Source organism: Porphyromonas bobii (genome assembly GCF_943169685.1).
In the GTDB taxonomy this organism is placed as follows: domain Bacteria; phylum Bacteroidota; class Bacteroidia; order Bacteroidales; family Porphyromonadaceae; genus Porphyromonas; species Porphyromonas pasteri.
Window position 1 is genome coordinate 53,245 of the sequence record NZ_CALPBU010000002.1, and the last position, 23,613, is coordinate 76,857.

At 54.8% G+C, this 23,613-nt stretch carries 30 protein-coding genes; 8 read left to right on the forward strand and 22 right to left on the reverse strand.

What is annotated here, in order from left to right:
* Positions 1 to 196: 196 nt before the first annotated feature.
* The 20 genes from rpsN to KO088_RS02860 form a co-directional block, all read right to left on the reverse strand.
* Positions 197 to 466, reverse strand: a complete 270-nt coding sequence (rpsN, locus tag KO088_RS02765) for a 30S ribosomal protein S14 (RefSeq protein WP_021667372.1) — start codon at positions 464 to 466, stop codon at positions 197 to 199.
* A gap of 5 nt (positions 467 to 471) precedes the next feature.
* The gene (gene rplE, locus KO088_RS02770) at positions 472 to 1,032 is read right to left on the reverse strand and encodes a 50S ribosomal protein L5 (RefSeq protein WP_044114908.1); all 561 of its coding nucleotides are present in this window, start codon (positions 1,030 to 1,032) and stop codon (positions 472 to 474) included.
* A complete protein-coding gene (rplX, locus tag KO088_RS02775; RefSeq protein WP_009432225.1) occupies positions 1,032 to 1,352 on the reverse strand; it encodes a 50S ribosomal protein L24 in 321 nt (106 codons plus the stop codon). Before rplX ends, rplE begins: the two co-directional genes overlap by 1 nt.
* Before the next feature lie 21 nt (positions 1,353 to 1,373).
* Complete coding sequence (rplN, locus tag KO088_RS02780; RefSeq protein ID WP_009432249.1) at positions 1,374 to 1,739, reverse strand: 50S ribosomal protein L14; 366 nt, start codon at positions 1,737 to 1,739, stop codon at positions 1,374 to 1,376.
* A gap of 3 nt (positions 1,740 to 1,742) precedes the next feature.
* Positions 1,743 to 2,000: a 30S ribosomal protein S17 gene (gene rpsQ / locus KO088_RS02785; RefSeq protein ID WP_044114910.1), complete on the reverse strand. Its 258-nt coding sequence runs from the start codon at positions 1,998 to 2,000 to the stop codon at positions 1,743 to 1,745.
* Between the two features lie 12 nt (positions 2,001 to 2,012).
* Positions 2,013 to 2,210 (reverse strand): 50S ribosomal protein L29, encoded by a 198-nt coding sequence (gene rpmC / locus KO088_RS02790; RefSeq protein ID WP_009432251.1) that lies wholly within the window; start codon positions 2,208 to 2,210, stop codon positions 2,013 to 2,015.
* Between the two features lie 8 nt (positions 2,211 to 2,218).
* Positions 2,219 to 2,653, reverse strand: coding sequence for a 50S ribosomal protein L16 (gene rplP, locus KO088_RS02795; RefSeq protein ID WP_009432248.1), 435 nt, complete (start codon positions 2,651 to 2,653; stop codon positions 2,219 to 2,221).
* 22 nt (positions 2,654 to 2,675) lie between these two features.
* Positions 2,676 to 3,425 carry a 30S ribosomal protein S3 gene (gene rpsC, locus KO088_RS02800; RefSeq protein ID WP_009432220.1) on the reverse strand — a complete coding sequence of 250 codons (750 nt, stop codon included), beginning with the start codon at positions 3,423 to 3,425 and terminating at the stop codon, positions 2,676 to 2,678.
* 5 nt (positions 3,426 to 3,430) lie between these two features.
* Positions 3,431 to 3,835: a 50S ribosomal protein L22 gene (rplV, locus tag KO088_RS02805; RefSeq protein ID WP_009432229.1), complete on the reverse strand. Its 405-nt coding sequence runs from the start codon at positions 3,833 to 3,835 to the stop codon at positions 3,431 to 3,433.
* A 43-nt stretch (positions 3,836 to 3,878) separates the two neighbouring features.
* Entirely contained in the window at positions 3,879 to 4,148 is a 270-nt protein-coding gene (gene rpsS, locus KO088_RS02810; protein WP_009432244.1) for a 30S ribosomal protein S19, read from the reverse strand.
* A gap of 20 nt (positions 4,149 to 4,168) precedes the next feature.
* Positions 4,169 to 4,993, reverse strand: coding sequence for a 50S ribosomal protein L2 (gene rplB, locus KO088_RS02815; protein WP_044114911.1), 825 nt, complete (start codon positions 4,991 to 4,993; stop codon positions 4,169 to 4,171).
* A gap of 8 nt (positions 4,994 to 5,001) precedes the next feature.
* Positions 5,002 to 5,295, reverse strand: coding sequence for a 50S ribosomal protein L23 (gene rplW, locus KO088_RS02820; protein WP_009432241.1), 294 nt, complete (start codon positions 5,293 to 5,295; stop codon positions 5,002 to 5,004).
* Between the two features lie 19 nt (positions 5,296 to 5,314).
* Positions 5,315 to 5,944 carry a 50S ribosomal protein L4 gene (rplD, locus tag KO088_RS02825; RefSeq protein WP_009432235.1) on the reverse strand — a complete coding sequence of 210 codons (630 nt, stop codon included), beginning with the start codon at positions 5,942 to 5,944 and terminating at the stop codon, positions 5,315 to 5,317.
* On the reverse strand, positions 5,945 to 6,565 hold the full coding sequence (rplC, locus tag KO088_RS02830; RefSeq protein ID WP_044114914.1) for a 50S ribosomal protein L3: 621 nt from the start codon (positions 6,563 to 6,565) through the stop codon (positions 5,945 to 5,947). It abuts the gene before it with no gap.
* A gap of 19 nt (positions 6,566 to 6,584) precedes the next feature.
* Positions 6,585 to 6,890 carry a 30S ribosomal protein S10 gene (gene rpsJ, locus KO088_RS02835; protein WP_005468099.1) on the reverse strand — a complete coding sequence of 102 codons (306 nt, stop codon included), beginning with the start codon at positions 6,888 to 6,890 and terminating at the stop codon, positions 6,585 to 6,587.
* Positions 6,891 to 6,909: 19 nt separating this feature from the next.
* Entirely contained in the window at positions 6,910 to 9,033 is a 2,124-nt protein-coding gene (gene fusA / locus KO088_RS02840; RefSeq protein ID WP_215493423.1) for an elongation factor G, read from the reverse strand.
* A gap of 15 nt (positions 9,034 to 9,048) precedes the next feature.
* Entirely contained in the window at positions 9,049 to 9,525 is a 477-nt protein-coding gene (gene rpsG, locus KO088_RS02845; protein ID WP_044114916.1) for a 30S ribosomal protein S7, read from the reverse strand.
* Between the two features lie 227 nt (positions 9,526 to 9,752).
* The gene (rpsL, locus tag KO088_RS02850) at positions 9,753 to 10,160 is read right to left on the reverse strand and encodes a 30S ribosomal protein S12 (RefSeq protein WP_044114917.1); all 408 of its coding nucleotides are present in this window, start codon (positions 10,158 to 10,160) and stop codon (positions 9,753 to 9,755) included.
* A 264-nt stretch (positions 10,161 to 10,424) separates the two neighbouring features.
* On the reverse strand, positions 10,425 to 11,096 hold the full coding sequence (locus KO088_RS02855) for a YiaD family glycine zipper/OmpA-like lipoprotein (protein ID WP_215493425.1): 672 nt from the start codon (positions 11,094 to 11,096) through the stop codon (positions 10,425 to 10,427).
* A 54-nt stretch (positions 11,097 to 11,150) separates the two neighbouring features.
* Positions 11,151 to 12,137, reverse strand: coding sequence for a dihydroorotate dehydrogenase-like protein (locus KO088_RS02860; protein ID WP_251419759.1), 987 nt, complete (start codon positions 12,135 to 12,137; stop codon positions 11,151 to 11,153).
* Between the two features lie 817 nt (positions 12,138 to 12,954).
* Between KO088_RS02860 and KO088_RS02865 the strand changes: the two genes are divergently transcribed.
* From KO088_RS02865 to rsxA, 8 genes are all read left to right on the forward strand, one after another.
* On the forward strand, positions 12,955 to 14,136 hold the full coding sequence (locus KO088_RS02865; RefSeq protein WP_215493427.1) for an NYN domain-containing protein: 1,182 nt from the start codon (positions 12,955 to 12,957) through the stop codon (positions 14,134 to 14,136).
* Between the two features lie 328 nt (positions 14,137 to 14,464).
* Entirely contained in the window at positions 14,465 to 14,908 is a 444-nt protein-coding gene (locus KO088_RS02870; protein ID WP_215493429.1) for a SoxR reducing system RseC family protein, read from the forward strand.
* Between the two features lie 12 nt (positions 14,909 to 14,920).
* Positions 14,921 to 15,835 (forward strand): Fe-S cluster domain-containing protein, encoded by a 915-nt coding sequence (locus KO088_RS02875; RefSeq protein ID WP_060935685.1) that lies wholly within the window; start codon positions 14,921 to 14,923, stop codon positions 15,833 to 15,835.
* Between the two features lie 19 nt (positions 15,836 to 15,854).
* A complete protein-coding gene (gene rsxC, locus KO088_RS02880; protein ID WP_215493431.1) occupies positions 15,855 to 17,195 on the forward strand; it encodes an electron transport complex subunit RsxC in 1,341 nt (446 codons plus the stop codon).
* 9 nt (positions 17,196 to 17,204) lie between these two features.
* Positions 17,205 to 18,182, forward strand: coding sequence for an RnfABCDGE type electron transport complex subunit D (locus tag KO088_RS02885; protein WP_215493433.1), 978 nt, complete (start codon positions 17,205 to 17,207; stop codon positions 18,180 to 18,182).
* 4 nt (positions 18,183 to 18,186) lie between these two features.
* The gene (locus KO088_RS02890) at positions 18,187 to 18,819 is read left to right on the forward strand and encodes an RnfABCDGE type electron transport complex subunit G (protein WP_215493435.1); all 633 of its coding nucleotides are present in this window, start codon (positions 18,187 to 18,189) and stop codon (positions 18,817 to 18,819) included.
* Between the two features lie 8 nt (positions 18,820 to 18,827).
* Entirely contained in the window at positions 18,828 to 19,415 is a 588-nt protein-coding gene (locus tag KO088_RS02895) for an RnfABCDGE type electron transport complex subunit E (protein ID WP_009432252.1), read from the forward strand.
* Positions 19,416 to 19,420: 5 nt separating this feature from the next.
* Positions 19,421 to 20,002, forward strand: a complete 582-nt coding sequence (rsxA, locus tag KO088_RS02900) for an electron transport complex subunit RsxA (protein WP_009432238.1) — start codon at positions 19,421 to 19,423, stop codon at positions 20,000 to 20,002.
* 82 nt (positions 20,003 to 20,084) lie between these two features.
* Here rsxA and KO088_RS02905 read toward each other — a convergent pair whose 3' ends face one another.
* Together KO088_RS02905 and groL are read right to left on the reverse strand one after the other, a co-directional pair.
* Entirely contained in the window at positions 20,085 to 21,755 is a 1,671-nt protein-coding gene (locus KO088_RS02905; RefSeq protein ID WP_215493437.1) for a P-loop NTPase fold protein, read from the reverse strand.
* 199 nt (positions 21,756 to 21,954) lie between these two features.
* Positions 21,955 to 23,592, reverse strand: coding sequence for a chaperonin GroEL (gene groL, locus KO088_RS02910; protein WP_215493439.1), 1,638 nt, complete (start codon positions 23,590 to 23,592; stop codon positions 21,955 to 21,957).
* Between the last annotated feature and the right edge of the window lie 21 nt (positions 23,593 to 23,613).

The following is a 23,613-nucleotide window of genomic DNA, read 5'->3' on the forward strand; positions in this document are numbered from 1 at the left end:
CTCCGAAGACGAACTAATAGTGGTCCGACGACGAAGCTATATAGCTTCATTCCACTATGCAGTAGTGCTTCTGAGCACCACACGCGTGGTGATGCCACAGAGATGCGGAATGAGCGCTGGAGAAAAAAAAGAAGAAGGAGACCATACCACGGGATGGTGGTACAGTCTCCTTCCTTAGGGTTGGATAGCTAAGTGCTTACCAGCTGGCCTTCTTCACCCCAGGGATGAGACCGGCAGAAGCCATCTCACGGAACTGGATACGAGAGATGCCGAACTGGCGCATGTAGCCCTTGGGACGACCCGTCATGCTGCAGCGGTTGTGCAGACGTACGGGAGAAGCGTTCTTAGGCAGAGCCTGAAGTGCTTCGTAGTTCCCTTCGGCCTTGAGCTGAGCACGCTTGGCAGCATACTTAGCGACGAGCTTTGCACGCTTTACTTCGCGTGCCTTCATTGATTCCTTTGCCATAGTATTTAGTTGCCTTTCTTAGCGTTCTTGAATGGGAGGCCGAACTCCTTGAGGAGTGCGTAACCTTCTTCGTCAGTCTGAGCCGAGGTAACGAACGTGATGTTCATACCGAGGATCTTGGTGATGCCGTCGAGGTTGATCTCAGGGAAGATGATCTGCTCGCTGATACCGAGGGTATAGTTACCACGGCCATCGAACTTGCTTTCGATCCCCTTGAAGTCACGGATACGGGGCAGCGCGATACGGATCAGACGCTCGAGGAACTCGTACATCTGCTCGCGGCGCAGGGTAACCATAACACCGATAGGCATCTTCTTACGAAGCTTGAAGTTAGAGATGTCCTTCTTCGAAACCGTAGCAACAGCCTTCTGACCGGTGATGGCAGAGAGTTCTGCGATAGCTACGTCGATGATCTTCTTATCAGCCGTAGCCATACCGAGGCCCTGGTTGATGACGATCTTCTTCAGGACGGGCACCTGCATGCGAGACTGATAACCGAACTGCTCGATGAGGGCGGGAACGATGCGTTCCTTATATTCGTTCTTAAGACTTGCAGTATTGCTCATTACTTAATCTCCTCTCCTGACTTTTTGGAATAACGTACGAGCTTCCCTTCGTCGTTGAGACGACGACCGATACGCGTAGCCTTACCCGTCTTAGGATCGACGAGGTTGAGCTTAGCGATATGGATAGGAGCTTCCTTCTTCTCGATCCCTCCCTGAGGGTTCTTTGCGCTGGGCTTAGCGTGCTTAGCGACGATGGCTACGCCTTCGACGATAGCGCGCTGCTTGTCTACGAGGACTTCAAGCACACGGCCCGTCTTCCCCTTATCTACACCGCTGAGGACGACGACCTGGTCGCCCTTCTTGATATGTAACTTACTCATTTCTTCTTTCGTCTTTAAGGGTTAGAGGACTTCAGGCGCGAGAGAAACGATCTTCATATTCACGGCACGCAGCTCACGAGCTACAGGGCCGAAGATACGGCTACCACGCATATCGCCAGCAGCATTGAGCAGGACGCAAGCGTTGTCATCGAAGCGGATGTAGGAGCCGTCGGGACGACGAACTTCCTTCTTCGTACGGACGATGATTGCCTTAGATACGACACCCTTCTTCAGGTCAGAAGAGGGGATGACGCTCTTGACAGCAACGACGATAATATCACCGACAGAGGCATAGCGACGGCGCGTACCGCCGAGGACGCGGATACAGAGGGCTTCCTTTGCACCGCTATTGTCTGCTACTACGAGTCTTGATTCTTGCTGGATCATATACTACTTAGCTCTTTCGATAATATTGACTAATCTCCATCTCTTGGTACGGCTCAAAGGGCGAGTCTCCATGATACGGACCGTATCACCGATGTTGCACTCGTTCTTCTCGTCGTGAGCATGGTACTTCTTCGTCTTGTTGACGAACTTACCATAGATAGGGTGCTTTTCCTTCCACTTGACAGCGACCGTAATGGTCTTGTCCATCTTATTGGAAGAAACGACGCCTACACGTTCTTTTCTTAATCTTCTCTGTTCCATCGGGAGGACACATTAATTGTTGTTGAGTTCGCGCTCACGAAGGATGGTCTTCATCTGAGCGATCGTGCGGCGCATGCGGCGGATCTCAGCAGGGTTGTCTGCGGGGGTCACAGCATGGTCGATGCACTTCTTGTTGTAAGCTGCCTCTTCGGCTACTACACGCTCCTGTAGCTCAGGCGTAGTGAGCGCCTTGATCTCTGCTAATTTCATCTCTTCTATTACAGGTTAGTGTTAGACATATCGTAGTCGCGGCGGACGACGAACTTCGTCGTCACGGGGAGCTTCTGTGCAGCCAGGCGGAGAGCTTCCTTAGCGATCTCGAAGGATACCCCTTCGATTTCGAAGAGCATACGGCCTGGAGTTACGTTAGCCACGAAGCCTTCGGGCGAACCCTTACCCTTACCCATTCGGACGTCGGCAGGCTTCTTGGTGATAGGCTTATCGGGGAAGATACGTACCCATACCTGACCCTGACGCTGCATATAGCGAGTCACAGCGATACGAGCGGCCTCGATCTGACGACCGGTGATCCAGCGCGTACCCAGAGACTTGATCCCGAAAGAACCGAAGGCGAGCTGGTTGCCACGCTGGGCATTACCCTTAGCGCGACCCTTCTGGACTCTTCTAAACTTAGTTTTCTTAGGTTGTAACATTGCTGTCTTCTGTTCTTATACGTTAGCGATTACCCCCACGTCTGCCACCACGAGCATCACGACGGCCATCACGACGTTCGCGACCGCCTTCACGGCGACCACCATGTCCTGGCTGAGGGTTGGTGAACGAAGGAGCGAGGTCACGCTTGCCGTAGACTTCACCCTTGCAGATCCACACCTTGATACCAAGGATACCGACCTTCGTCAGAGCTTCAGCCTGAGCGTAGTCGATGTCTGCACGAAGCGTGTGCAGAGGCGTACGGCCTTCCTTGTACATCTCGGAGCGGGCGATTTCTGCACCATTCAGACGACCAGAGATCTGTACCTTGATCCCTTCTGCCCCACCACGCATAGCAGCGCCAATGGCACCCTTGACTGCGCGACGGTAAGCGATCTTCCCTTCGAGCTGACGAGCGATGTTGTCAGCGACAATCGCAGCATCGATATCTGGACGACGAACTTCAAAGATGTTGATCTGAACATCCTTGTTGGTGATCTTCTTGAGCTCTTCCTTGAGCGTGTCTACATCCTGACCGCCCTTACCGATCACGATACCGGGGCGAGCCGTGCAAATCGTGATAGTGACGTGCTTGAGAGCACGCTCGATGACGATACGAGAGACACTTGCCTTAGCCAGACGGACGCTCAGGTAGCGACGCAGACGGCTATCTTCAAGAAGCTTGTCACCGTACTTACGACCGCCATACCAGTTGGAATCCCATCCACGGATGTATCCCAAACGATTGCTTATAGGATTAATCTTTTGTCCCATCTGGTTTAGTTCTCTTTATTGGTTATTGAATCGACAAAGATCGTGACGTGGTTCGAACGCTTACGGATACGATAGCCACGACCCTGAGGGGCGGGGCGCATACGCTTGAGCGTAGCAGCACCATCGACGAAGATGCGGGAGATATAGAGCTCACCGTCTTCGGCCTTGCGTCCGTTCTTCTCTTCCCAGTTAGCGATAGCTGAGCGGAGGAGCTTCTCCACGCGAGCAGCGGCTTCCTTGTTAGAGAACTTGAGTACCCCAAGAGCACGACCTACTTCCATGCCACGCACGAGGTCAGCTACGAGGCGCATCTTACGAGGCGACGTAGGGACGTTGCGGAGCGCAGCGAAGTACGTAGACTTCAGGGCTTGCTTTCTTTCTTCGGCTGATATTTTCTTTCTTGCACCCATTGTTTCTTTTCTTACTTAAAGGTCTGAATTACTTCCAGCCGAATTACTTCTTCTTATTACCGCCATGACCACGGAAGGTACGCGTGGGAGAGAACTCTCCGAGCTTGTGACCTACCATGTTTTCGGTGATGAAGACGGGGATGAACTTATTCCCGTTGTGTACGGCAATCGTATGACCGACGAAGTCAGGGCTGATCATCGAGGCGCGAGCCCAAGTCTTGATGACGACCTTCTTGCCGGATTCATTCATCGCCAAGACCTTCTTCTCGAGCTTCAGGTTGATATATGGACCTTTCTTTAATGAACGACTCATAATTCTTTTTGATTAATCAGTTACTTCTTACGTCTCTCGATGATGTACTTAGACGAGTGCTTCTTAGGAGCACGAGTCTTGAGACCCTTAGCGTAGAGACCCGTACGTGAGCGTGGGTGACCACCAGAAGCGCGGCCTTCACCACCACCCATTGGGTGATCGACAGGGTTCATGACGACACCACGGTTGTGAGGACGACGGCCGAGCCAGCGGCTGCGACCGGCCTTACCGGAGCGCTCGAGAGCGTGGTCGGAGTTGCCTACGGCACCGATGGTAGCCTTACAAGCGGAGAGGATACGGCGCGTCTCGCCCGAAGGCATCTTGATGACGGCGTAGAGACCTTCGCGAGAAGTAAGCTGAGCGAAGACGCCAGCAGAGCGGACCATCTTAGCGCCCTGACCTGGACGAAGCTCGATGTTGTGAATGATCGTACCGACAGGGATGTTAGCCAGTGGGAGGCTGTTCCCTACCTCAGGCGCAGCTTCTGCACCTGACATCACTTTCTGACCTACCTGCAGACCGTTGGGAGCGAGGATATAAGCCTTCGCACCATCAGCGTAGTACAGCAGAGCGATGCGAGCTGTACGATTGGGATCGTACTCGATGCTCTTGACCGTAGCAGGGATACCGTCCTTATTTCTCTTGAAGTCGATGAGACGAAGCTTCTGCTTGTGACCACCACCGATGTAGCGCATGGTCATCTTACCGGTGTTGTTACGACCACCGGACTTCTTCTTACCTACGACAAGGGACTTCTCTGGTGCGCTGGCAGTGATGTTATCGAACGCACCAATAACCTTATGTCTTTGCCCCGGCGTTGTGGGCTTGAGTTTACGTATTGCCATTGTTGAACTTAGATGTTAGCGTAAAAGTCGATGGTCTGACCCTTCTCAAGTGTAACGACAGCCTTCTTAAACGCAGCGACCTTGCCGCGGATGAGTCCACTCTTCGTATAGCGAGCCTTGCGCTTACCGCTATAATTCACGGTGTTTACACTCTCGACCTTTACATTGTACAGCGCCTCGATGGCCTTCTTGATCTCGATCTTGTTGGCATCAGGAGAGACACGGAAGACGTAGCGTTCAGCAGTCTTCTCTGTCAGGGCAGTTGTCTTCTCGGTGATAACCGGCTTGATGATAATTCCCATGATTCGTTTCTCCTATTGATTATGCCTTAAACTGTTCGTTGATCACAGCAACAGCAGCCTCGGTGAGGATGAGCTTCTTGCAGTCGAGCACCGAGTAGGTGTTCAGCTGGAAGGCGTTCATCACGCGAGCAGTGCGGAGGTTGCGTGAAGAGAGGACGAGGTTGTCCGAGAGAGCTTCGACGACGAAGAGGGCCTTCTTGTCAGCGACCTGAAGTGCCTTCGACAGAGCGACGAAGTCCTTAGTCTTGGGGGCAGCGAGCTCGAAGTTTTCGACTACGACGATCTCCTGCTTCTGAGCCTTGTAGGTCAGAGCCGAGCGGCGAGCCAGAGCCTTTACCTTCTTGTTGAGCTTGAAGCCATAGTCACGTGGGGTAGGCCCGAAGACGCGACCACCACCGACGAGTACGGGAGAGTTGATATCCCCACGGCGAGCACCGCCACCGCCCTTCTGGCGGATGAGCTTGCGGGTACTACCCGAGATTTCGCTACGCTCCTTAGACTTGTGCGTACCCTGGCGCTGGTTGGCCAAAAATTGCTTTACATCTAAGTAGATGGCGTGGTCGTTAGGCTCGATAGCGAAGATAGCATCATCGAGCGTGATCTTACGACCGGTATCTTCTCCCTTGATGTTATATACACTCAGTTCCATTTACTTTTCGATTACAACGATTGAACCTTTAGCACCTGGCACGCTACCCTTGAGGAGAAGGAGGTTGTGCTCGGGCATTACCTTGATCACTTCGAGGTTCTGAACGGTTACACGCTCATTACCCGTCTGGCCCGCCATACGCGTACCCTTGAAGACCTTAGCAGGATACGAACACGCACCTACAGACCCGGGAGCACGAAGACGGTTGTGCTGACCGTGCGTAGCCTGACCGACACCGCCGAAGCCGTGACGCTTGACTACACCCTGGAATCCCTTACCCTTGGAGGTGCCGACGACGTCGACGAATACCGTCCCTTCGAAGAAATTCACGTCGATCACATCACCCAGATTATACTGGCTGCAATCGAACCCCTTGAACTCGGCCAAGTGTCGCTTGGGGGCAACGCCAGCCTTCTGGAAGTGACCCTGAAGAGGCTTGGACGTGTGCTTTTCCTTAGCATCAACGAACCCAAGCTGAAGTGCTTCATAGCCATCCTTTTCCAGAGACTTGATCTGCGTCACCACGCAAGGACCTACTTCAATAACAGTGCATGGGATGTTCTTCCCCTCGGCACTGAACACGGATGTCATTCCGATTTTCTTTCCTAATAAACCTGGCATTTCAGTTTCGTATTAATAATCACACCTTGATTTCTACTTCTACACCGCTGGGGAGCTCGAGCTTCATGAGAGCATCGATCGTCTCAGCCGTGGAGTTGTAGATGTCGATGAGTCGCTTGTAGGAGCTAAGCTCGAACTGCTCGCGGCTCTTCTTGTTGACGAAGGTCGAGCGGTTCACCGTGAAGATACGCTTGTGCGTGGGCAGGGGAATTGGTCCGCTGACTACAGCACCAGAGGCCTTGACGGTCTTGACGATCTTCTCTGCCGACTTGTCGAGCAGGGTGTGATCGTACGACTTCAACTTAATTCTAATCTTTTGGCTCATATCTCTGTTATAGTACTATTTACTTGATGAGATCTACACGGCCGCCTACTTCCTCGAGGACCTGGCGAGCGATAGAAGAGGATACTGCTTCGTAGTGAGAGAAGGTCATCGACGAGGTAGCACGACCAGAAGTGATCGTACGGAGGCTCGTCACGTAACCGAACATCTCTGCCAGAGGCACCTTAGCCTTCACAAGGCGTGCACCCGAAGGAGTGGTGTCCATACCTTCTACCTGACCGCGACGCTTGTTGAGGTCACCGATCACGTCACCCATGTTTTCTTCAGGCGTATCGACTTCGAGTCTCATGATAGGCTCGAGGAGAACGGGACCTGCCTGAGCAGAAGCGTTCTTGAATGCCTGGATAGCACAGATCTCGAAGGAGAGCTGGTCAGAGTCCACGGGGTGGAACGAACCGTCGAGGAGCGTTACCTTCAGCTTATCCAGCGCATAGCCTGCGAGGACACCGTTGGTCATAGCCTTCTGGAAGCCCTTCTGTACAGAGGGGATGAATTCCTTAGGCACGTTACCGCCCTTGACTTCGTCTACGAACTGCAGATCGCCTTCGAAGCCTTCGTCGGCGGGCTCTACACGGACGATGATATCAGCGAACTTACCGCGACCACCCGTCTGCTTCTTGTAGACTTCACGGAGCTCAACGGGCTTCGTGATAGCTTCCTTATAAGATACCTGGGGCTTACCCTGGTTAGCTTCGACCTTGAATTCGCGCTTCAGACGGTCGATAATGATCTCCAGGTGGAGCTCACCCATACCGCTGATGACGGTCTGACCGGTCTCTTCGTTGGTCTGCACACGGAAGGTGGGGTCTTCTTCGGCGAGCTTAGCCAGACCGACACCCATCTTGTCCATATCCTTCTGCGTCTTAGGCTCAACAGCGATACCGATAACGGGCTCGGGGAAGTCGATAGACTCGAGGATGATAGGAGCTTCTTCGGAGCAGAGCGTGTCACCCGTACGGATATCCTTGAAGCCTACACCAGCACCGATGTCACCGCAGCCGATGACTTCCATGGGGTTCTGCTTGTTGGAGTGCATCTGGAAGAGGCGTGAGATACGCTCCTTCTTGCCCGAGCGGGAGTTGTAGACGTAGGAGCCTGCAGGCAGCTCACCAGCGTATACGCGGAAGAAGCAGAGGCGACCTACGTAGGGGTCCGTAGCGATCTTGAACGCCAGAGCCGTCAGAGGCGAGCTGGGGTCTACCTTACGGACGATTTCCTTTTCAGGATCATCGGGGTCGGTACCGATGACTTCGGGGGTATCCATAGGGCTGGGCAGGTAAGCTGCGACAGCGTCGAGGAGGGTCTGGACACCCTTGTTCTTGAACGAAGAACCGCAGAGCATGGGGTTGATCTTCATCGCGAGCGTACCCTTACGCAGGGCAGCGCGGATCTCGTCTTCGGTGATCGTAGAGGGATCGTCGAAGTACTTCTCCATGAGGACGTCATCGCAGTCAGCGAGCGTCTCGAGCATCTTATCACGCCATTCTTCGGCTTCAGCCTGCAGTTCAGCAGGGATGTCGATCGTGTCGTAGTGAGCACCCATCGTCTCGTCATCCCATACAAGAGCCTTCATCGTGACGAGGTCAACGACACCGCGGAAAGTTTCTTCCTGACCGACGGGGATCTGAATGGGGCAAGGGGTAGCACCGAGGACGGCCTTGATCTGACGTACTACTTCAAAGAAGTTAGCACCGGAGCGGTCCATCTTGTTGACGTAGCACACACGGGGTACGCGGTACTTGTCAGCCTGACGCCATACGGTCTCACTCTGGGGCTGTACACCACCGACAGCACAGAACGTAGCGACAGCACCATCGAGGATACGGAGCGAGCGCTCTACTTCGACGGTGAAGTCAACGTGCCCTGGGGTGTCGATGAGGTTGATCTTGTACTTGGTGTTGTCGTAGTTCCAGAAGGTAGTCGTAGCAGCGGAGGTAATCGTGATACCACGCTCCTGCTCCTGCTCCATCCAGTCCATCGTAGCACCACCATCGTGTACTTCACCGATCTTGTGGGTCAGACCCGTATAAAAGAGGATACGCTCAGACGTAGTCGTCTTACCGGCATCGATGTGGGCCATGATGCCGATATTTCTCGTGAGCTCTAAGTGTTTGTTGTCAGCCATTGTCTTTTGCTATTCTTAGAATCGGAAGTGAGCAAATGCGCGGTTGGCTTCTGCCATACGGTGCATATCTTCCTTGCGCTTGAAGGCGGCACCTTGGCTATTGAATGCATCCACGATCTCTGCAGCAAGCTTATCTGCCATGGTCTTACCACCACGCTTGCGAGCAAAGAGGATGAGGTTCTTCATGGAGATAGATTCCTTACGCTCGGCGCGGATTTCGGTAGGCACCTGGAAGGTAGCACCACCGATACGGCGGCTCTTGACTTCTACCTGAGGAGTGATGTTGTCGAGGGCAGCCTTCCAGATCTCCAGGGCAGACTTGTCTTCCTGCTGGATCTTCTTGCCTACAATCTCGAGCGCGGTGTAGAAGATATCGAAGGCGATGCTCTTCTTACCGTCGTACATCAGGTGATTAACGAACTTCGTCACCTTAACGTCACCAAATACGGGATCAGGGAGTACCTGTCTCTTTTTGGGTTTAGCTTTTCTCATTGCTTAATGTAAATTGCGTTTCTGTCGATTGGTTGTGCTGTGATCTTACTTCAACGCTCCCGCTGGAGCATTTACTCAACCTTGATAGCCTATCCAACGAACTCAAGAAACTTGGTTCTATTGACTCTTAGCTTGGCGGCCCTATACATTATATATATATGTGGCGGGCTCGCCAGGTGAGAGCTGCACGAGCTCTCGGGGGTTAGGATTTTTCGCCGGAGGGAGAATTACTTCTTACCCTTTGCTGGAGCAGCTGCCTGACCGGGCTTAGGACGCTTAGCACCATACTTGGAGCGACGCTGCAGACGGCCATTGACACCAGCTGTATCGAGCGAGCCACGTACGATGTGATAACGTACCCCTGGGAGGTCCTTTACACGACCACCACGTACCAGCACGATGCTGTGCTCCTGCAGGTTGTGACCTTCACCTGGGATGTAGGCATTGACTTCCTTACCATTCGTCAGGCGGACACGAGCGACCTTACGCATCGCAGAGTTTGGCTTCTTAGGGGTCGTCGTGTACACACGCACACAGACGCCTCGGCGTTGGGGGCAGGAGTCCAGAGCAGGGCTCTTACCCTTCTCGACGAGTGACTCACGTCCCTTTCTAACCAATTGTTGAATAGTTGGCATTTCGTTTCTACTTATGTTTGAATAACTTATCTACTCTTTAGTAGTCGCAGTACACACCACAGGCATATACCACGGGTGCACAAAGGTACACATAATCTGCGAATATACAATACTATACAATTGATTTTGTGGAGAAAGCCCGTAGAGATATGCAGCTATAGCTTGAGTAGAAAAGGCCGAGGGACCTCAGGCAAATTCGCCCAAAGTCCCTCGGTAGGGGAAGCGAAGACCAGCGGAGGTCTTCAGCTATGATTAAGCTTGTGCTTAGCGGAGCGTACCGTCCTGAGCAGCCTTCACCATCGCCTTGCTGGGGAGGATGTAGACTTCGACACGGCGGTTTTCGCGACGGCCAGCAGCGGTAGAGTTGTCAGCGACAGGCTCGTAGCTACCCTTACCCTCGACCTTCATACGCGAAGAAGAGACACCCTGACCAGCAAGGAAAGAGCGGACGCTTGCAGCGCGGTTGTAAGAGAGGGGGTTGTTCACGCGGTCCGTACCCGTGTTGTCGGTGTGACCGATGATCATCAGATCCGTATCGCTGTGCTCAGAGAGGTTAGCAGCGAACTTACGCAGGGTAGCCTGTGACGTAGAGCTCAGCGAAGCCGAACCCGTAGCGAAGAGGATACCGCTGTCGAAGGTGACGCGGATAGCCTGACCGTCGTTGACAGACTCGATCTTAGCGTCCTTGACGTCGCGCTCCAGTTCCTTCTTCTGCTTGTCCATCTTCTCACCGATGAGCGTACCAGCCGTACCACCTACGACACCACCGATGACAGCACCGACAGCAGTATTACCAAGTACGCGACCGACACCAGCACCGATAGCAGCACCACCAGCGGCACCGATACCAGCGCCCTTGACAGCGTTGCTTGCACCACAGCTTGAGAGGACGAGTGCGCCAGCCAGGAAGGCTGCCGCGAGAGATTGCTTCTTCATAATTATATACTACTTATTAATTTAATTCTGTTTCTCTGACCGACACCTTTGCTCTTAGTCCTGAGCAGCGCGGGCATTGAAATACTTCATAAACTGAATTCGCTCAAAAAGACTTGGGTCAGCTACGGCTCCGTAGCTCAGACGACCACGTAGCTCCGAGAGGCTCTGATAGCCGTGCTCGATCATCCAGTGGCGAAGACCCTTCAGCGCCTCTGCGATAGCAGTGGCACCCTGCTTATAGACCGCCGTACACATCTGCGCGGTATCGGCACCCGCCAAGAGCACCTTCGTCAGCTCCTCCCAAGTGTAGATCCCCGTCGAAGCAGAGATACCCACATTGGGGACGCAGCCACGGATCACGCCCGTGAAGCGGAGCGTCTCGGTGAAGTCACCCTCGCGAGAGAAGACCTCACCGCCGATGAGCTGCTCGCGATTCAGATCGATGTCGATCTGGTAGGAGCGGTTGAAGAGTGTCACAGCGGCAGCACCTGCAGCACGGAGCTTATCGACGAGCATCGGCAGGTTCGTGTGGTAGCGCGAGAGCTTCACGATGATAGGGAGCCCCTTGCCAGCGAGCGCCGTGACGATGGAGACGTAGTAAGCCTCGATCTCAGCTGGATCTGCGAAGAGCTCCGTCTCGAGGCGCATCACATTGACTTCCAGGGCATCTGCCCCTGCATCACGCAGACGCTCTGCAAATTCGACCCAGCTACCCGCCTCGGTGCAGTTGATACTGGCGATGACCGGCACAGTGAGCTTAGCCTTCGCCTCGCGCACGATACGTATATAGTCCTCGATAGCTTCGCTCCGCACATAGGATGAGATATAGTCGTTAGCCTCGGGGTAGTCATTCTTAGCGACGAGGTGCCCTGTCTGCATCAAGATCTGCTCTTCAAAGAGCGACTTGAGGATGACAGCACCCACGCCAGCCTCTACCAAGGCGCACGTACGATCCACGTTGCGGGTAAGCCCAGAGCTCCCGAGAATGAGAGGGCTCTGCAGTGTGAGCCCAGCAAACGAAGTGCTTAAATCGACCATCATAGCAAGTCCGAATTGTGAACAAATATGAACATAGCGTCCAAGCAAAGGTAAGATTATTTCACAAATAAGCGTATACCTTCGTCATATCGGCAGTACTTTCTCCAAAAATCGCACGCCACAAGCTCCAGTAAAACGCACCACTCCCCCAGCTTCGCACCCACTGGAGAAACTATATTCCCCACGAAGCACCGATATACACACTATAATAAGGTACTACTCCCTCCCCGAGCTATACGCCCCCTCACACTACGGGGTGAACCCCACTCCACCACTGCTTACCCACGAAAGCAATACAAGAATAACTCCAGAGCTGCACAGAGAAAAAACCCGATCCCGTAGCGCAAAACCTTCGTCCACGCACGTAGTCTTTAGAGCCAGGCACGTAGATTTTAAGAGCCTCGTACGTGGATTTTAGAGCCACGCACGTAGACTTATTAAAATCCATACTCCTTCACCAGTCATTTCTTTAGATAAACGCAAGTTTTCTCGCACGAGACAAAAATGCTTCTTCTATAGAATGCCCCCAGAGAGAGCCATAAGATTAAACCTTATTCAAATAAAACACACTAACCTATATAGAGCGATCATTCAAGGGTTTATAGCGCTGTTACACACCCCCTCCTCCCGAGGCAAAAATCCCCGCTCTATGGGTCGACGGGAGGATCACTATGAGAATTATAGGAAATACATTCGCAAAATCAGCGGAATAAAGTCGCTTAAAAAGCGAACATATTGCTGAGAGCTATGTTATTATTTCGGAGGAAAATGGTAACTTCGCACATTAACTCGCTTAATTTTTTAAATTATATGAATTATTATGGCACCAAAAGAAAAAAATCCACATCTCACCCGCATCGGGATATTCTATGACGGCAACTATTTTTGGCACGTCAGTACCTTCTACTATCAGTTCCACGAACGAAAAAGCCGCCTGAGCGTCGGGGGCCTACACCGCTTCCTGAAGTATCAGATCGCCCAACTTGAGGGGACTTCTCCCGAGCTGTGCAAGATCGTAGACGCGCATTACTTCCGTGGACGCCTGTCAGCAGCCGAGGCCGCGAAGGCTTCGGGCGATGTGCTCTTCTATGAGCGCCTCTTTGACGATGTACTGAATTCGGAGGGTGTGATGATGCACCACCTGCCCCTCTCTCGCACGGGCAAGGGCAATAAGAAGAAGGAGAAGGGCGTCGATGTGCTCTTCGCTCTAGAGGCTTACGAACGTGCATTGCAGAATCAGTTTGACGTCGTCGTACTCATCGCTGCCGATGGAGACTATATCCCCTTGGTACGCAAGCTCCACGCCCTCGGTACCCGTGTGATGGTCCTTGGCTGGGATCTCGAGCACGAAGGTGACGGCCGCCGAGACAACACGACGACCTACACGTCATACGAGCTCCTCGAGGAAGCTACCTACCCCGTGATGATGAATGAGCTGATCGATAGCCGCGCCTTCCGTAGCGACCCCATCGTCAATGGTCTCTTTGTGAACAAGGGTCAGAGCGAGGAGCGCAATCGTGAGGTCAAGGGTCGTCCCTACCAAGCCCCACAGGCGCGTACACGCCCCATTGACCCCGCCACGGTAAAGAGCGCCGAGGAGCCCACAGCCCTCGTCAAGGCAGAGACTGACGCTCCCGACAAGACCACTGAAACCGTACAGCTCGCCACAGGCCCCGAGCCCGAGATCACGCTGAGCGTACACGACTCGCTAGAGACGCCCGAGGTGAAGGTCATCGGTCATATCGATCTGCCCGAGCACAAGCCCGCCCTCGTCCTCGGCGAAGAGCTTCACGACGGCCTTGTCCGTGGCCAGATCAACGCCCTCAAGGCAGGCTTTGGCTTCATCGACGTCGGTGTAAAGGAGAATGCCTTCTTCCACTACAAGAGCCTCAACGGCATCAACTTCAATGACCTCCTCGTCGGGGATATCGTCGAGGCACGCCTCGGCCGCAGCGAGAAGGATCAGCTCGTCGCCTCGGATGTAGCCCTCATCGAAGAATAGTCGTAGCGCACAGCTCCGACCTTCCTAAAATATTTAAGCATCGCTCCACGGTAGGATCCCCTGCCGTGGAGCGATGCTTTTTACCTTTACCCTGCGATGCACATACCCCCTACCCCGCTCACAGCGTGCATATTAAGCATACAGCTTACGCGCGCACGGCTATAGTCTCGTTTGCACTTTTGTCCGTGATTACATACATTTGTTTCAGTGAATAGAATGGCTCGGAAGCCACACTCCCTGCGCCTTATGCCGATGCACGCGACAGGGGGAAGCCACCGAGGAATTTGGGTCGATAACTACGACCCCTCACCCATCAAGACTTCACCACATGAACGGAACTATTAACGGGACGGAGCAGCGCCCGGGGATCGTCACAGCTATATCCCCCGACATCGTGACCGTCCAGATCCAGCAGCAGAGCGCCTGCAGCGGCTGCCACGCACGCGACCTGTGCGTGAGCTCGGAGTGCCGTGAGCATCTGCTCCAGCTGAAGACCTACGGACAGCACTTCTCTATCGGAGAGCAGGTCCTCGTCGTGGCCCGCCGGAGCGTAGGACGCCTGGCAGTCCTCCTGGCCTTCGTCCTGCCCCTCCTCCTCCTCGTCCTCACACTGAGTATCGCACAGACGTTCCTCGCCCTCAGCGAGGCTGCGGCTGTGCTTGTCGCTATCGGCCTACTCAGCCTCTACTATCTCGTGCTCTACACCCAGCGCCGTCGCCTCGAGGGGCGTCTCGTCCTTATGGTAGAGCCCATCACCCCGCACCACGAATAGCACCCTACCCCTATGTATATCACTATCATCGTCCTGACCCTCATCGGTGTGATCGGCGCCGGCTTGCTGTACGTCGTATCACGCAAGTTCGAGGTCAAGGAAGACCCCCGCATCGCGGAGGTCGCTGAAGTCCTCCCCCAGGCCAACTGCGGGGGCTGTGGCTTCCCTGGATGCGCCGCCTTCGCTGGCGCCTGCTGTAAGAGTGAGACCCTCGAAGGACTCTTCTGCCCCGTCGGCGGTACGCCCGTCATGGAGAAGGTCGGAGGCATCCTCGGTGTCGCCGCCCAGAAGCAGGATCCGCTGGTCGCTGTCGTGCGCTGTAATGGTACTTGCGACGCGCGCCCACGTACCAATATCTATGACGGTGCCAGCAGCTGTACCATCGCTGCCGCGCTCTACAAGGGCGATACCGACTGTAGCTGGGGCTGTCTGGGCCTGGCGGACTGCGTCCACTCGTGTAACTTCGACGCCATGTATATGGACCCCGAGACGCGCCTACCGGTCATCCTCGAGGACAAGTGCGTAGCCTGCGGCGCCTGCGTCAAGGCCTGCCCGAAGTACATCATCGAGCTGCGTAAGAAGGGTCCCAAGAGCCGTCGCATCTTCGTCAGTTGCGTCAACAAGGATAAGGGTGGGGTCGCTAAGAAGGCCTGTGGCAATGCCTGTATCGGCTGCTCGCTCTGCTTCAAGGAGTGTAAGTTCGAGGCCATCACCATAGCCGACAACCTCTCCTACATCGACCACACCAAGTGCCGCCTCTGCCGTAAGTGCGTCTCCGTCTGCCCGACGAACGCTATCCATGAAATCGGCTTCCCCCCTCCCAAGCCTAAGGAAGAGGCTCCCAAGAAGGAGGCCGAAGCCCCCACACCTACTCCGGCACCTGCAGCACCTACGCCTACAGAGACCCCCACTCCCGCCCAATCGTAGACCTCAGCCATACACGTTTATGCTTCGCACATTCCGCCTCGGGGGGATTCACCCACCCGAAAACAAGCTCTCAGCTAAGCGCCCCATCGAGGAGCTCCCACTGCCTCGTGAGGTCATCATACCCATCGGCCAGCACATCGGCGCACCCGCCACCCCGACCGTCCAAAAGGGCGACCTCGTCAAGGTAGGTACCATCATCGCCAAGACGTCTGGCTTCGTATCGGCCAACATCCACTCCTCCGTCACAGGAAAGGTCACAAAAATCGACAGCTTCTTCGATGCGGGCGGCTACAAGCGCCCCGCCATCGTCATCGCCGTCACACAGGGCGAAGAGGAGCAGTGGGAAGAGGGCATCGACCGCTCCACGACCCTCGTCAAGGAGTGCACCCTCGAGCCTAAGGAGATCATCGACCGCATCAGTGCCGCAGGTATCGTAGGCCTCGGCGGTGCGACCTTCCCCACGCACGTCAAGCTCTCCCCTCCCCCAGGGGCGAAGGCTGAGGTCCTCATCATCAATGCCGTCGAGTGTGAGCCTTACCTCACCAGCGACCACGCCCTGATGATGAGCAAGTCCGACGAGATCCTCGTCGGCGTCGAGATCCTCAAGCGCGCCCTCGGCGTGAGCCGTGCCGTCATCGGCGTAGAGAACAATAAGAAGGACGCCATCCTCCGCCTCTCGCAGATCGCCATGGACTACCCTGGCACCGAGGTTATGCCCCTCAAGGTGCAGTACCCTCAGGGCGGTGAGAAGCAGCTCATCGATGCTGTCCTGCGCAAGCAGGTCAAGAGCGGCGCCCTGCCTATCTCCGCTGGCGCTGTCGTACAGAATGTAGGTACCGTCTTCGCTGTCTACGAAGCTGTACAGAAGAATAAGCCCCTCGTCGAGCGTATCACCACCGTCACGGGCAAGCACCTCGAGACCCCCTCGAACTACCGCGCCCGTATCGGTACGCCTATCGGCCACCTCATCACCGCCTCAGGCGGCCTGCCCGAGGACACGGGTAAGATCATCGGCGGTGGCCCTATGATGGGTAAGGCACTTCTCTCCACGGAGATCCCTGTGACCAAGGGCACGTCGGGCATCCTCATCCTCCCACGTGAGGAGTCCACCCGCCGCCCCATGCGCAACTGTATCCGCTGCGCTAAGTGCGTCACCGTCTGCCCCATGGGGCTGAACCCCGCCTTCCTTATGCGCGACGTCCAGTATGCCGACTGGGATGCTACCGAGAAGGGCTACATCGTCGACTGTATCGAGTGCGGATCATGCAGCTACACCTGCCCTGCTAACCGCCCCCTACTCGACTACATCCGCACCGGCAAGCAGAAGGTATCCGCCCTCATCCGTGCACGCAAAAGCTAACCCTGCCCTATGGATCGCCTCATTATATCCCCTTCCCCCCACATCCACAGCGGTGACAGCGTCGAGCGCAACATGTACGCTGTGCTCATCGCACTCGCTCCAGCGTGCCTCGTCTCGCTGGTGACCTTCGGCCTCGGTGCCTTCATCGTGCTCGCCGTGAGCGTGCTGGCCTGCGTCCTCACAGAATGGGTCATCACGAAGTACCTCTACAAGCAACCCTCCACCATCGGTGACGGCTCGGCCATCCTCACAGGACTCCTCCTCGGGATGAACCTCCCCTCGAGTCTCCCCTGGTGGATCATCGTCATCGGTGCCATCGTCGCTATCGCCGTAGGTAAGATGAGCTTCGGCGGGCTCGGTGGGAACATCTTCAACCCCGCACTCGTAGGCCGTGTCTTCCTCCTCATCGCCTATCCCGCACAGATGACGCTGTGGCCCAAGGCTGGGCAGTACTTCAGCTATACCGACGCCGTCACAAGCGCCACACCTCTGGGCATCGCCAAGGGCATACAGGCTGGTACACCTGGCATGAGCTGGGATCAGATCCCTGCGACCTCCGACCTGCTCTTCGGCATCCACGGAGGTAGCCTCGGCGAAGTCAGTGCGCTGGCACTGCTCCTCGGTCTCGGCTTCCTGCTCTATCGCCGCGTCATCACTTGGCATATCCCCGTGTCGATCCTCGCTACGGCCTTCGTCTTCGGCGGTATCATGCACCTCGTCAACCCCGCTCTCTACCCCGCACCGCTCTTCCAGCTCCTCACGGGGGGGATGATGCTCGGGGCGATCTTCATGGCTACGGACTACGTGACCAGCCCCATGAGCACCCGCGGACAGCTCCTCTATGGCGCACTCATCGGGCTCCTGACGATCCTCATCCGACTCTTCGGTAGCTATCCCGAGGGGATGTCTTTCGCCATCCTCATCATGAATAGCTTCACTCCTCTGATCAATATGTATATCCGTCCGAAGCACTTCGGCGGGCGCTAATGCTATGAAGAAGCTCAGTTCGACACTCCCCAACATGCTCCTCTCGCTCGGGGGCATCTGCGTCCTGGTCTCTGGGATCCTCGCCGTAGTCAACAAGGTCACGACCGCGCCTATCGCCGAGGCAGAGATGCGGGCGAAGGTCGAGGCAATACGTGCCGTAGCACCAGCCTTTGACAATAATCCCTTCGCTGAGAAGCTCATGGTCCTGCCCGAAGGCGAGACCGACAGCCTCACCGTCTACCCCGCAAAGAAGGGTAGCGCACTCGTCGGCTTCGCCATCGAGAGCTACACGCAGAAGGGCTTCAGCGGCCTCATCCGTGTGATGGTCGGCTTCGATGCCGAGGGACGCCTCGTAGACTTCTCCGTCCTCCAGCACTCCGAGAGCCCGGGCCTCGGCTCGCGTATCCCCGAGTGGTACCACGAGAAGAGCGAGACGGGCGGCATACGTGACGTGCGTGGCCTCGATATGAAGGCCTCGGCTCCGCTCACCGTCTCGAAGGACGGCGGGAAGGTAGACGCCATCACCGCAGCCACCATCAGTAGCCGCGCCTTCCTCGACGCTGTGAACCGCGCTTGGCGCACCTTCTCCTCCCTCGAAGGCACCGCCACAGCACCCGCTACGAACTCTCAAGAATAGTCCCCCCTATGAAACCACTTGATATCATTCGCAACGGGATCGCGACGGAGAACCCGACCTTCGTACTCCTCCTGGGGATGTGCCCCACGCTGGCGACCACGACCTCCGCACTCAATGGGCTGGCGATGGGTCTGGCCACGATGTTTGTACTCATCTGCTCCAATACCGCTATCTCGCTCATCAAGCACCTCGTCCCCGACGCCGTGCGTATCCCGAGCTTCATCGTCGTCATCGCTGGCTTCGTGACCATCGTGCAGATGCTCATGCAGGCTTTCGTCCCCTCGCTCTACGCTTCCCTCGGCCTCTTCATCCCGCTGATCGTGGTGAACTGTATCGTCCTCGGGCGTGCCGAAGCCGTAGCGGCTAAGCAGGGCGTGCTCCACAGCGCACTCGACGGCGTGGGTATTGGCCTCGGCTTCACCCTCTCGCTGACGCTGCTGGGCTTCGTCCGTGAGTTCCTCGGTAGCGGCTCTATCTTCACCCTCCAAGTCCTCCCCAAGCAGTACGGCGCTCTGCTCTTCGTCCTCGCTCCTGGGGCGTTCCTCGTCTTGGGTTATCTCATTGCTCTGAAGAATAAGCTGAGCGCAAAGAAGTAAATCTCATGACTCACTATCTCCTCCTCTTCGTTGCGGCGGTATTCGTCAACAATGTCGTCCTCTCGCAGTTCCTCGGTATCTGTCCCTTCCTCGGCGTCTCAAAGAAGGTAGACACGGCTATCGGCATGGGCGCTGCCGTGACCTTCGTCCTCGCGCTCTCGACGATGTGCACCTTCCTCCTGCAGAAGTTCGTCCTCGAGCCCTTCGACATGGTCTATATGCAGACCATCTCCTTCATCCTCGTCATCGCCGCACTCGTGCAGATGGTCGAGATCATTCTGAAGAAGGTGTCCCCTGCACTCTACCAAGCCCTCGGCGTCTTCCTCCCGCTCATCACGACGAACTGCTGCGTCCTCGGGGTCGCCATCCTCGTCATCCAGAAGGAATACACGCTTCTGGAGAGCGTCGTCTACGCGATCTCCATCGCTATCGGCTTCACGCTCGCCCTCGTGGTCTTCGCTGGCATCCGCGAGCAACTCTCTCGCACCGAGCTCCCCGCCTCGATGAAGGGCATTCCCATCGCCCTCATCTCCGCCGGTATCCTCGCTATGGCCTTCATGGGCTTCAGCGGCATGGTGAAGATGTAAGACACGCAATCCTATCCCTCATAAAGCCAAGGGGCAGTTCACTCATCGTGAACTGCCCCTTGCTTTTGTATCAAGCCTAAAGCTATTTCTCCTCTGCCTTACCCCTCTCATATCGGAAGTAGTAAGGGAAGGCATCCGTGCTACGGATCAATTTCCGGCGTCTATATGATACTACTCCATTTCTGTCGTTCACTGATTTAACAAATAATCGGTTAAGTATAGGGAGCACCTCATGAGGTAATTCTTTCCTTAGAGAAGTCCACCGCTCTGGACTTATGTAGTAACAGGGCTCATGCATACTATCATTCAGCTCTACATACATACGCCATGTAAGGTTATTATAGATACTAAGATACCTGTACTGAAGTAGTGAAACTAAGAAGAAATCAGCTGGATTAACCCTATAATATACCTCCCTATACCTGGGGATCATTAAATTCAAATACCGCTTAAGATGGCGCACAGACTCCAAATACCCCGTAATAATATCGGAGACTGATCCCCATCCGTCCAGTGTTTGCTGTAGTTCCTCAATGGATAGCTTAGGCATACGAAGCTTTAAGTACCGTTCCATTGCAGCCTTCAACACCTCCCCATCAACCTCAGGAATGGTCACCTCCCAAGTCACATACTTATCGATAAAGCTATGATCTAAGCCATGATCCAAGTGCTTCCTCAACACGTTGTTGATGTATTCCTTGTCGTATGCCATGACAAAGACTACATTATTGAAAGAGGCATTGCGATCAACGAGCTTCAGTACCTCAATTATCTCCTCTCCTGTCAAGCGGTCGAGGTCATCGATGACGACGTACACTCGCCTACCGATAGAATATAGAGCAGCATTAATCGCTTGCTCGTCCTTCTCTGGGAGAAGGAGTGTCAGTAGACTCTCCAAGGGGCGCGTCCATTCATACTGTCCAAGCAACCCTAAGTGCTTGGTATATCGTCCAAGTAAAAAGCCGAAGCCTATGTAGTACTTGGATAATTCCTTGGCAAAAGCATCAAAGAAGTCTTCTTGAATTTGAGATACATTCTTTGAGCTGCGGGGATTGAAGCGAATAATGATATCTCCATGCTCCTTAACTTTATTCATCAAAAGATTAATAAAGGAGCTCTTCCCTTTCCCCCACTGAGCAATAATCCCCATAGTCAATGATTCTCCGCTCAAATCAAGCGAACTTAGATCTTCGAAAAGCAACCCAACCATAGAACTAAAGCCCAGCCAATCATCACACTCTCTTTCAATAGCTACATCATTTTGAATGGCCTGAGCTCCCATTTGCTCAAGAGCAGCTTCTTCTATTGCCCCACTGACGTCTTTCTTTTTACGAGCTAACCATACGCAAACAACAAGAGGCAAGAGGAGGAGGTCCGTCCAAGTTGCACGGAATACCATCCAATCTCCTAATGGTATTCTCCAGAAGTAAAACTCGGGGCTTAGCCTATAATAATAGCAAGGGCTTATCCTATAGTATAGGTAAGCTACCGCCAAAAGGAGTAGCCCCCAACGGAGCTGTACGGGTATGTAGGTATTCCTATATCGCCCAAGCAATATGTAGAAGCAACAGACCACTAACAAACAGACAAAAGCTCCAAACCAGTGCGGAGACAGCTCTGCGATACAATGCTCCTGCACGAAGGACAAGAGCTTCCGTATATACGGATCTACCATGAAGAAGGCTGCAACGGCAAGGGCTATTTGGAAAGCTCCACGCCGAAAGATAGGGCAAGTAGTAGTCGTTTTACTCATACGCTGAGATAAGTGAGTTGGTATTGAGGTTGTAGCATCAAGCGGGGACGCTGTATTGCAAAGGTAAAGAATTCGCGCTGGGTATTGGAGGGCGCACGCATACAGGGTATTAGACCAGGAAAATAAACGCACTACGCCCCGCCTTCGTTGGACGAAAGCGGGGCGTAGCTATATGTACTTGGAGTGTCGCGGGGACGGCTTACATCATGCCGCCCATACCACCCATACCGGGGTTCATAGCGGGCATAGCGGGAGCATCCTCCTTCTTGTCGGCGATGACGCACTCAGTCGTGAGGAACATACCTGCGATCGAAGCAGCGTTCTCCAGCGCTACACGCGTGACCTTCGCTGGGTCGATGACGCCCGAAGCGTAGAGGTTCTCGAACTGATCAAGGCGAGCGTTGTAGCCGAAGTCACCTTCGCCATCCTTGACGCGCTGCACGATGACAGCACCTTCCTTACCAGCGTTGGCGACGATCTGACGCAGGGGCTCTTCGACAGCACGGCGGATGATCTCGATACCCGTCGTCTCGTCTTCGTTCTCCCCGACAAGGCCGTCAAGGGCGCGGACAGCACGCAGGAGCGCCGTACCACCACCAGGGACGGTACCTTCTTCGACGGCAGCACGCGTAGCGCTGAGGGCGTCGTCGACGCGGTCCTTCTTCTCCTTCATCTCGACTTCGCTGGGAGCACCGACGTAGAGGACGGCGACACCACCGGAGAGCTTAGCCAGACGTTCCTGGAGCTTTTCGCGGTCGTAGTCGGAGGTCGTGTTAGCGATCTGTGCCTTGATCTGAGCGGCACGCTCGCGGATGGCTTCCTTGTCACCAGCACCATTGACGATGGTGGTGTTGTCCTTGTTCACGCTGATCTTCTCAGCCTTACCGAGCATATCGAGGCTGACAGCGTCGATGCTGAGGCCCGTCTCTTCGCTGATGACGACGCCATCGGTGAGGATAGCGATATCCTGCAGCATAGCCTTACGGCGATCACCGAAGCCTGGAGCCTTGACGGCGCAGACCTTCAGACCACCACGCAGGCGGTTGACGACGAGGGTAGCAAGGGCTTCGCTGTCGATATCCTCGGCGATGATGAGAAGGGGACGACCCGTCTGTACGGTCTGCTCGAGGATAGGAAGGATCTCCTTCAGCGTAGAGATCTTCTTGTCGTAGATGAGGATATAGGGATTCTCCAGCTGCGCCTCCATCTTCTCGGAGTTGGTGACGAAGTAGGGAGAGATATAGCCGCGGTCGAACTGCATTCCTTCGACGACCTCGACCGTCGTCTCGATGCCCTTGGCTTCTTCGACGGTGATGACACCTTCCTTGTTGACCTTGCGCATAGCTTCGGCGATGAGCTGACCGATCTGCTCGTCACCGTTAGCGGAGATCTTAGCTACGTGCTCGATCTTCTCGAAGTTGTCACCGATCTCCTGCGCCATAGAGCGGATCTCAGCGACGATCTTAGCGACAGCCTTGTCGATACCACGCTTGAGGTCCATGGGGTTGGCACCTGCGGTGACATTCTTCAGCCCGACACCGATGATGCTCTGGGCAAGGATCGTAGCCGTGGTCGTACCGTCACCAGCATCGTCGTTGGTCTTCGAAGCAACTTCCTTGACGAGCTGAGCACCCATGTTCTCGAATGGATCTTCGAGCTCGATCTCCTTGGCTACGGAGACACCGTCCTTGGTGATGTGGGGTGCGCCGTAGGTCTTACCGAGGATAACGTTGCGACCCTTAGGGCCGAGGGTTACCTTGACAGCGTTAGCCAGAGCGTCGACGCCGCGCTTGAGGCTCTCACGTGCCTCTATATCGAACTTGATTTCTTTTGCCATGATTGTATCTGATATCTGTAT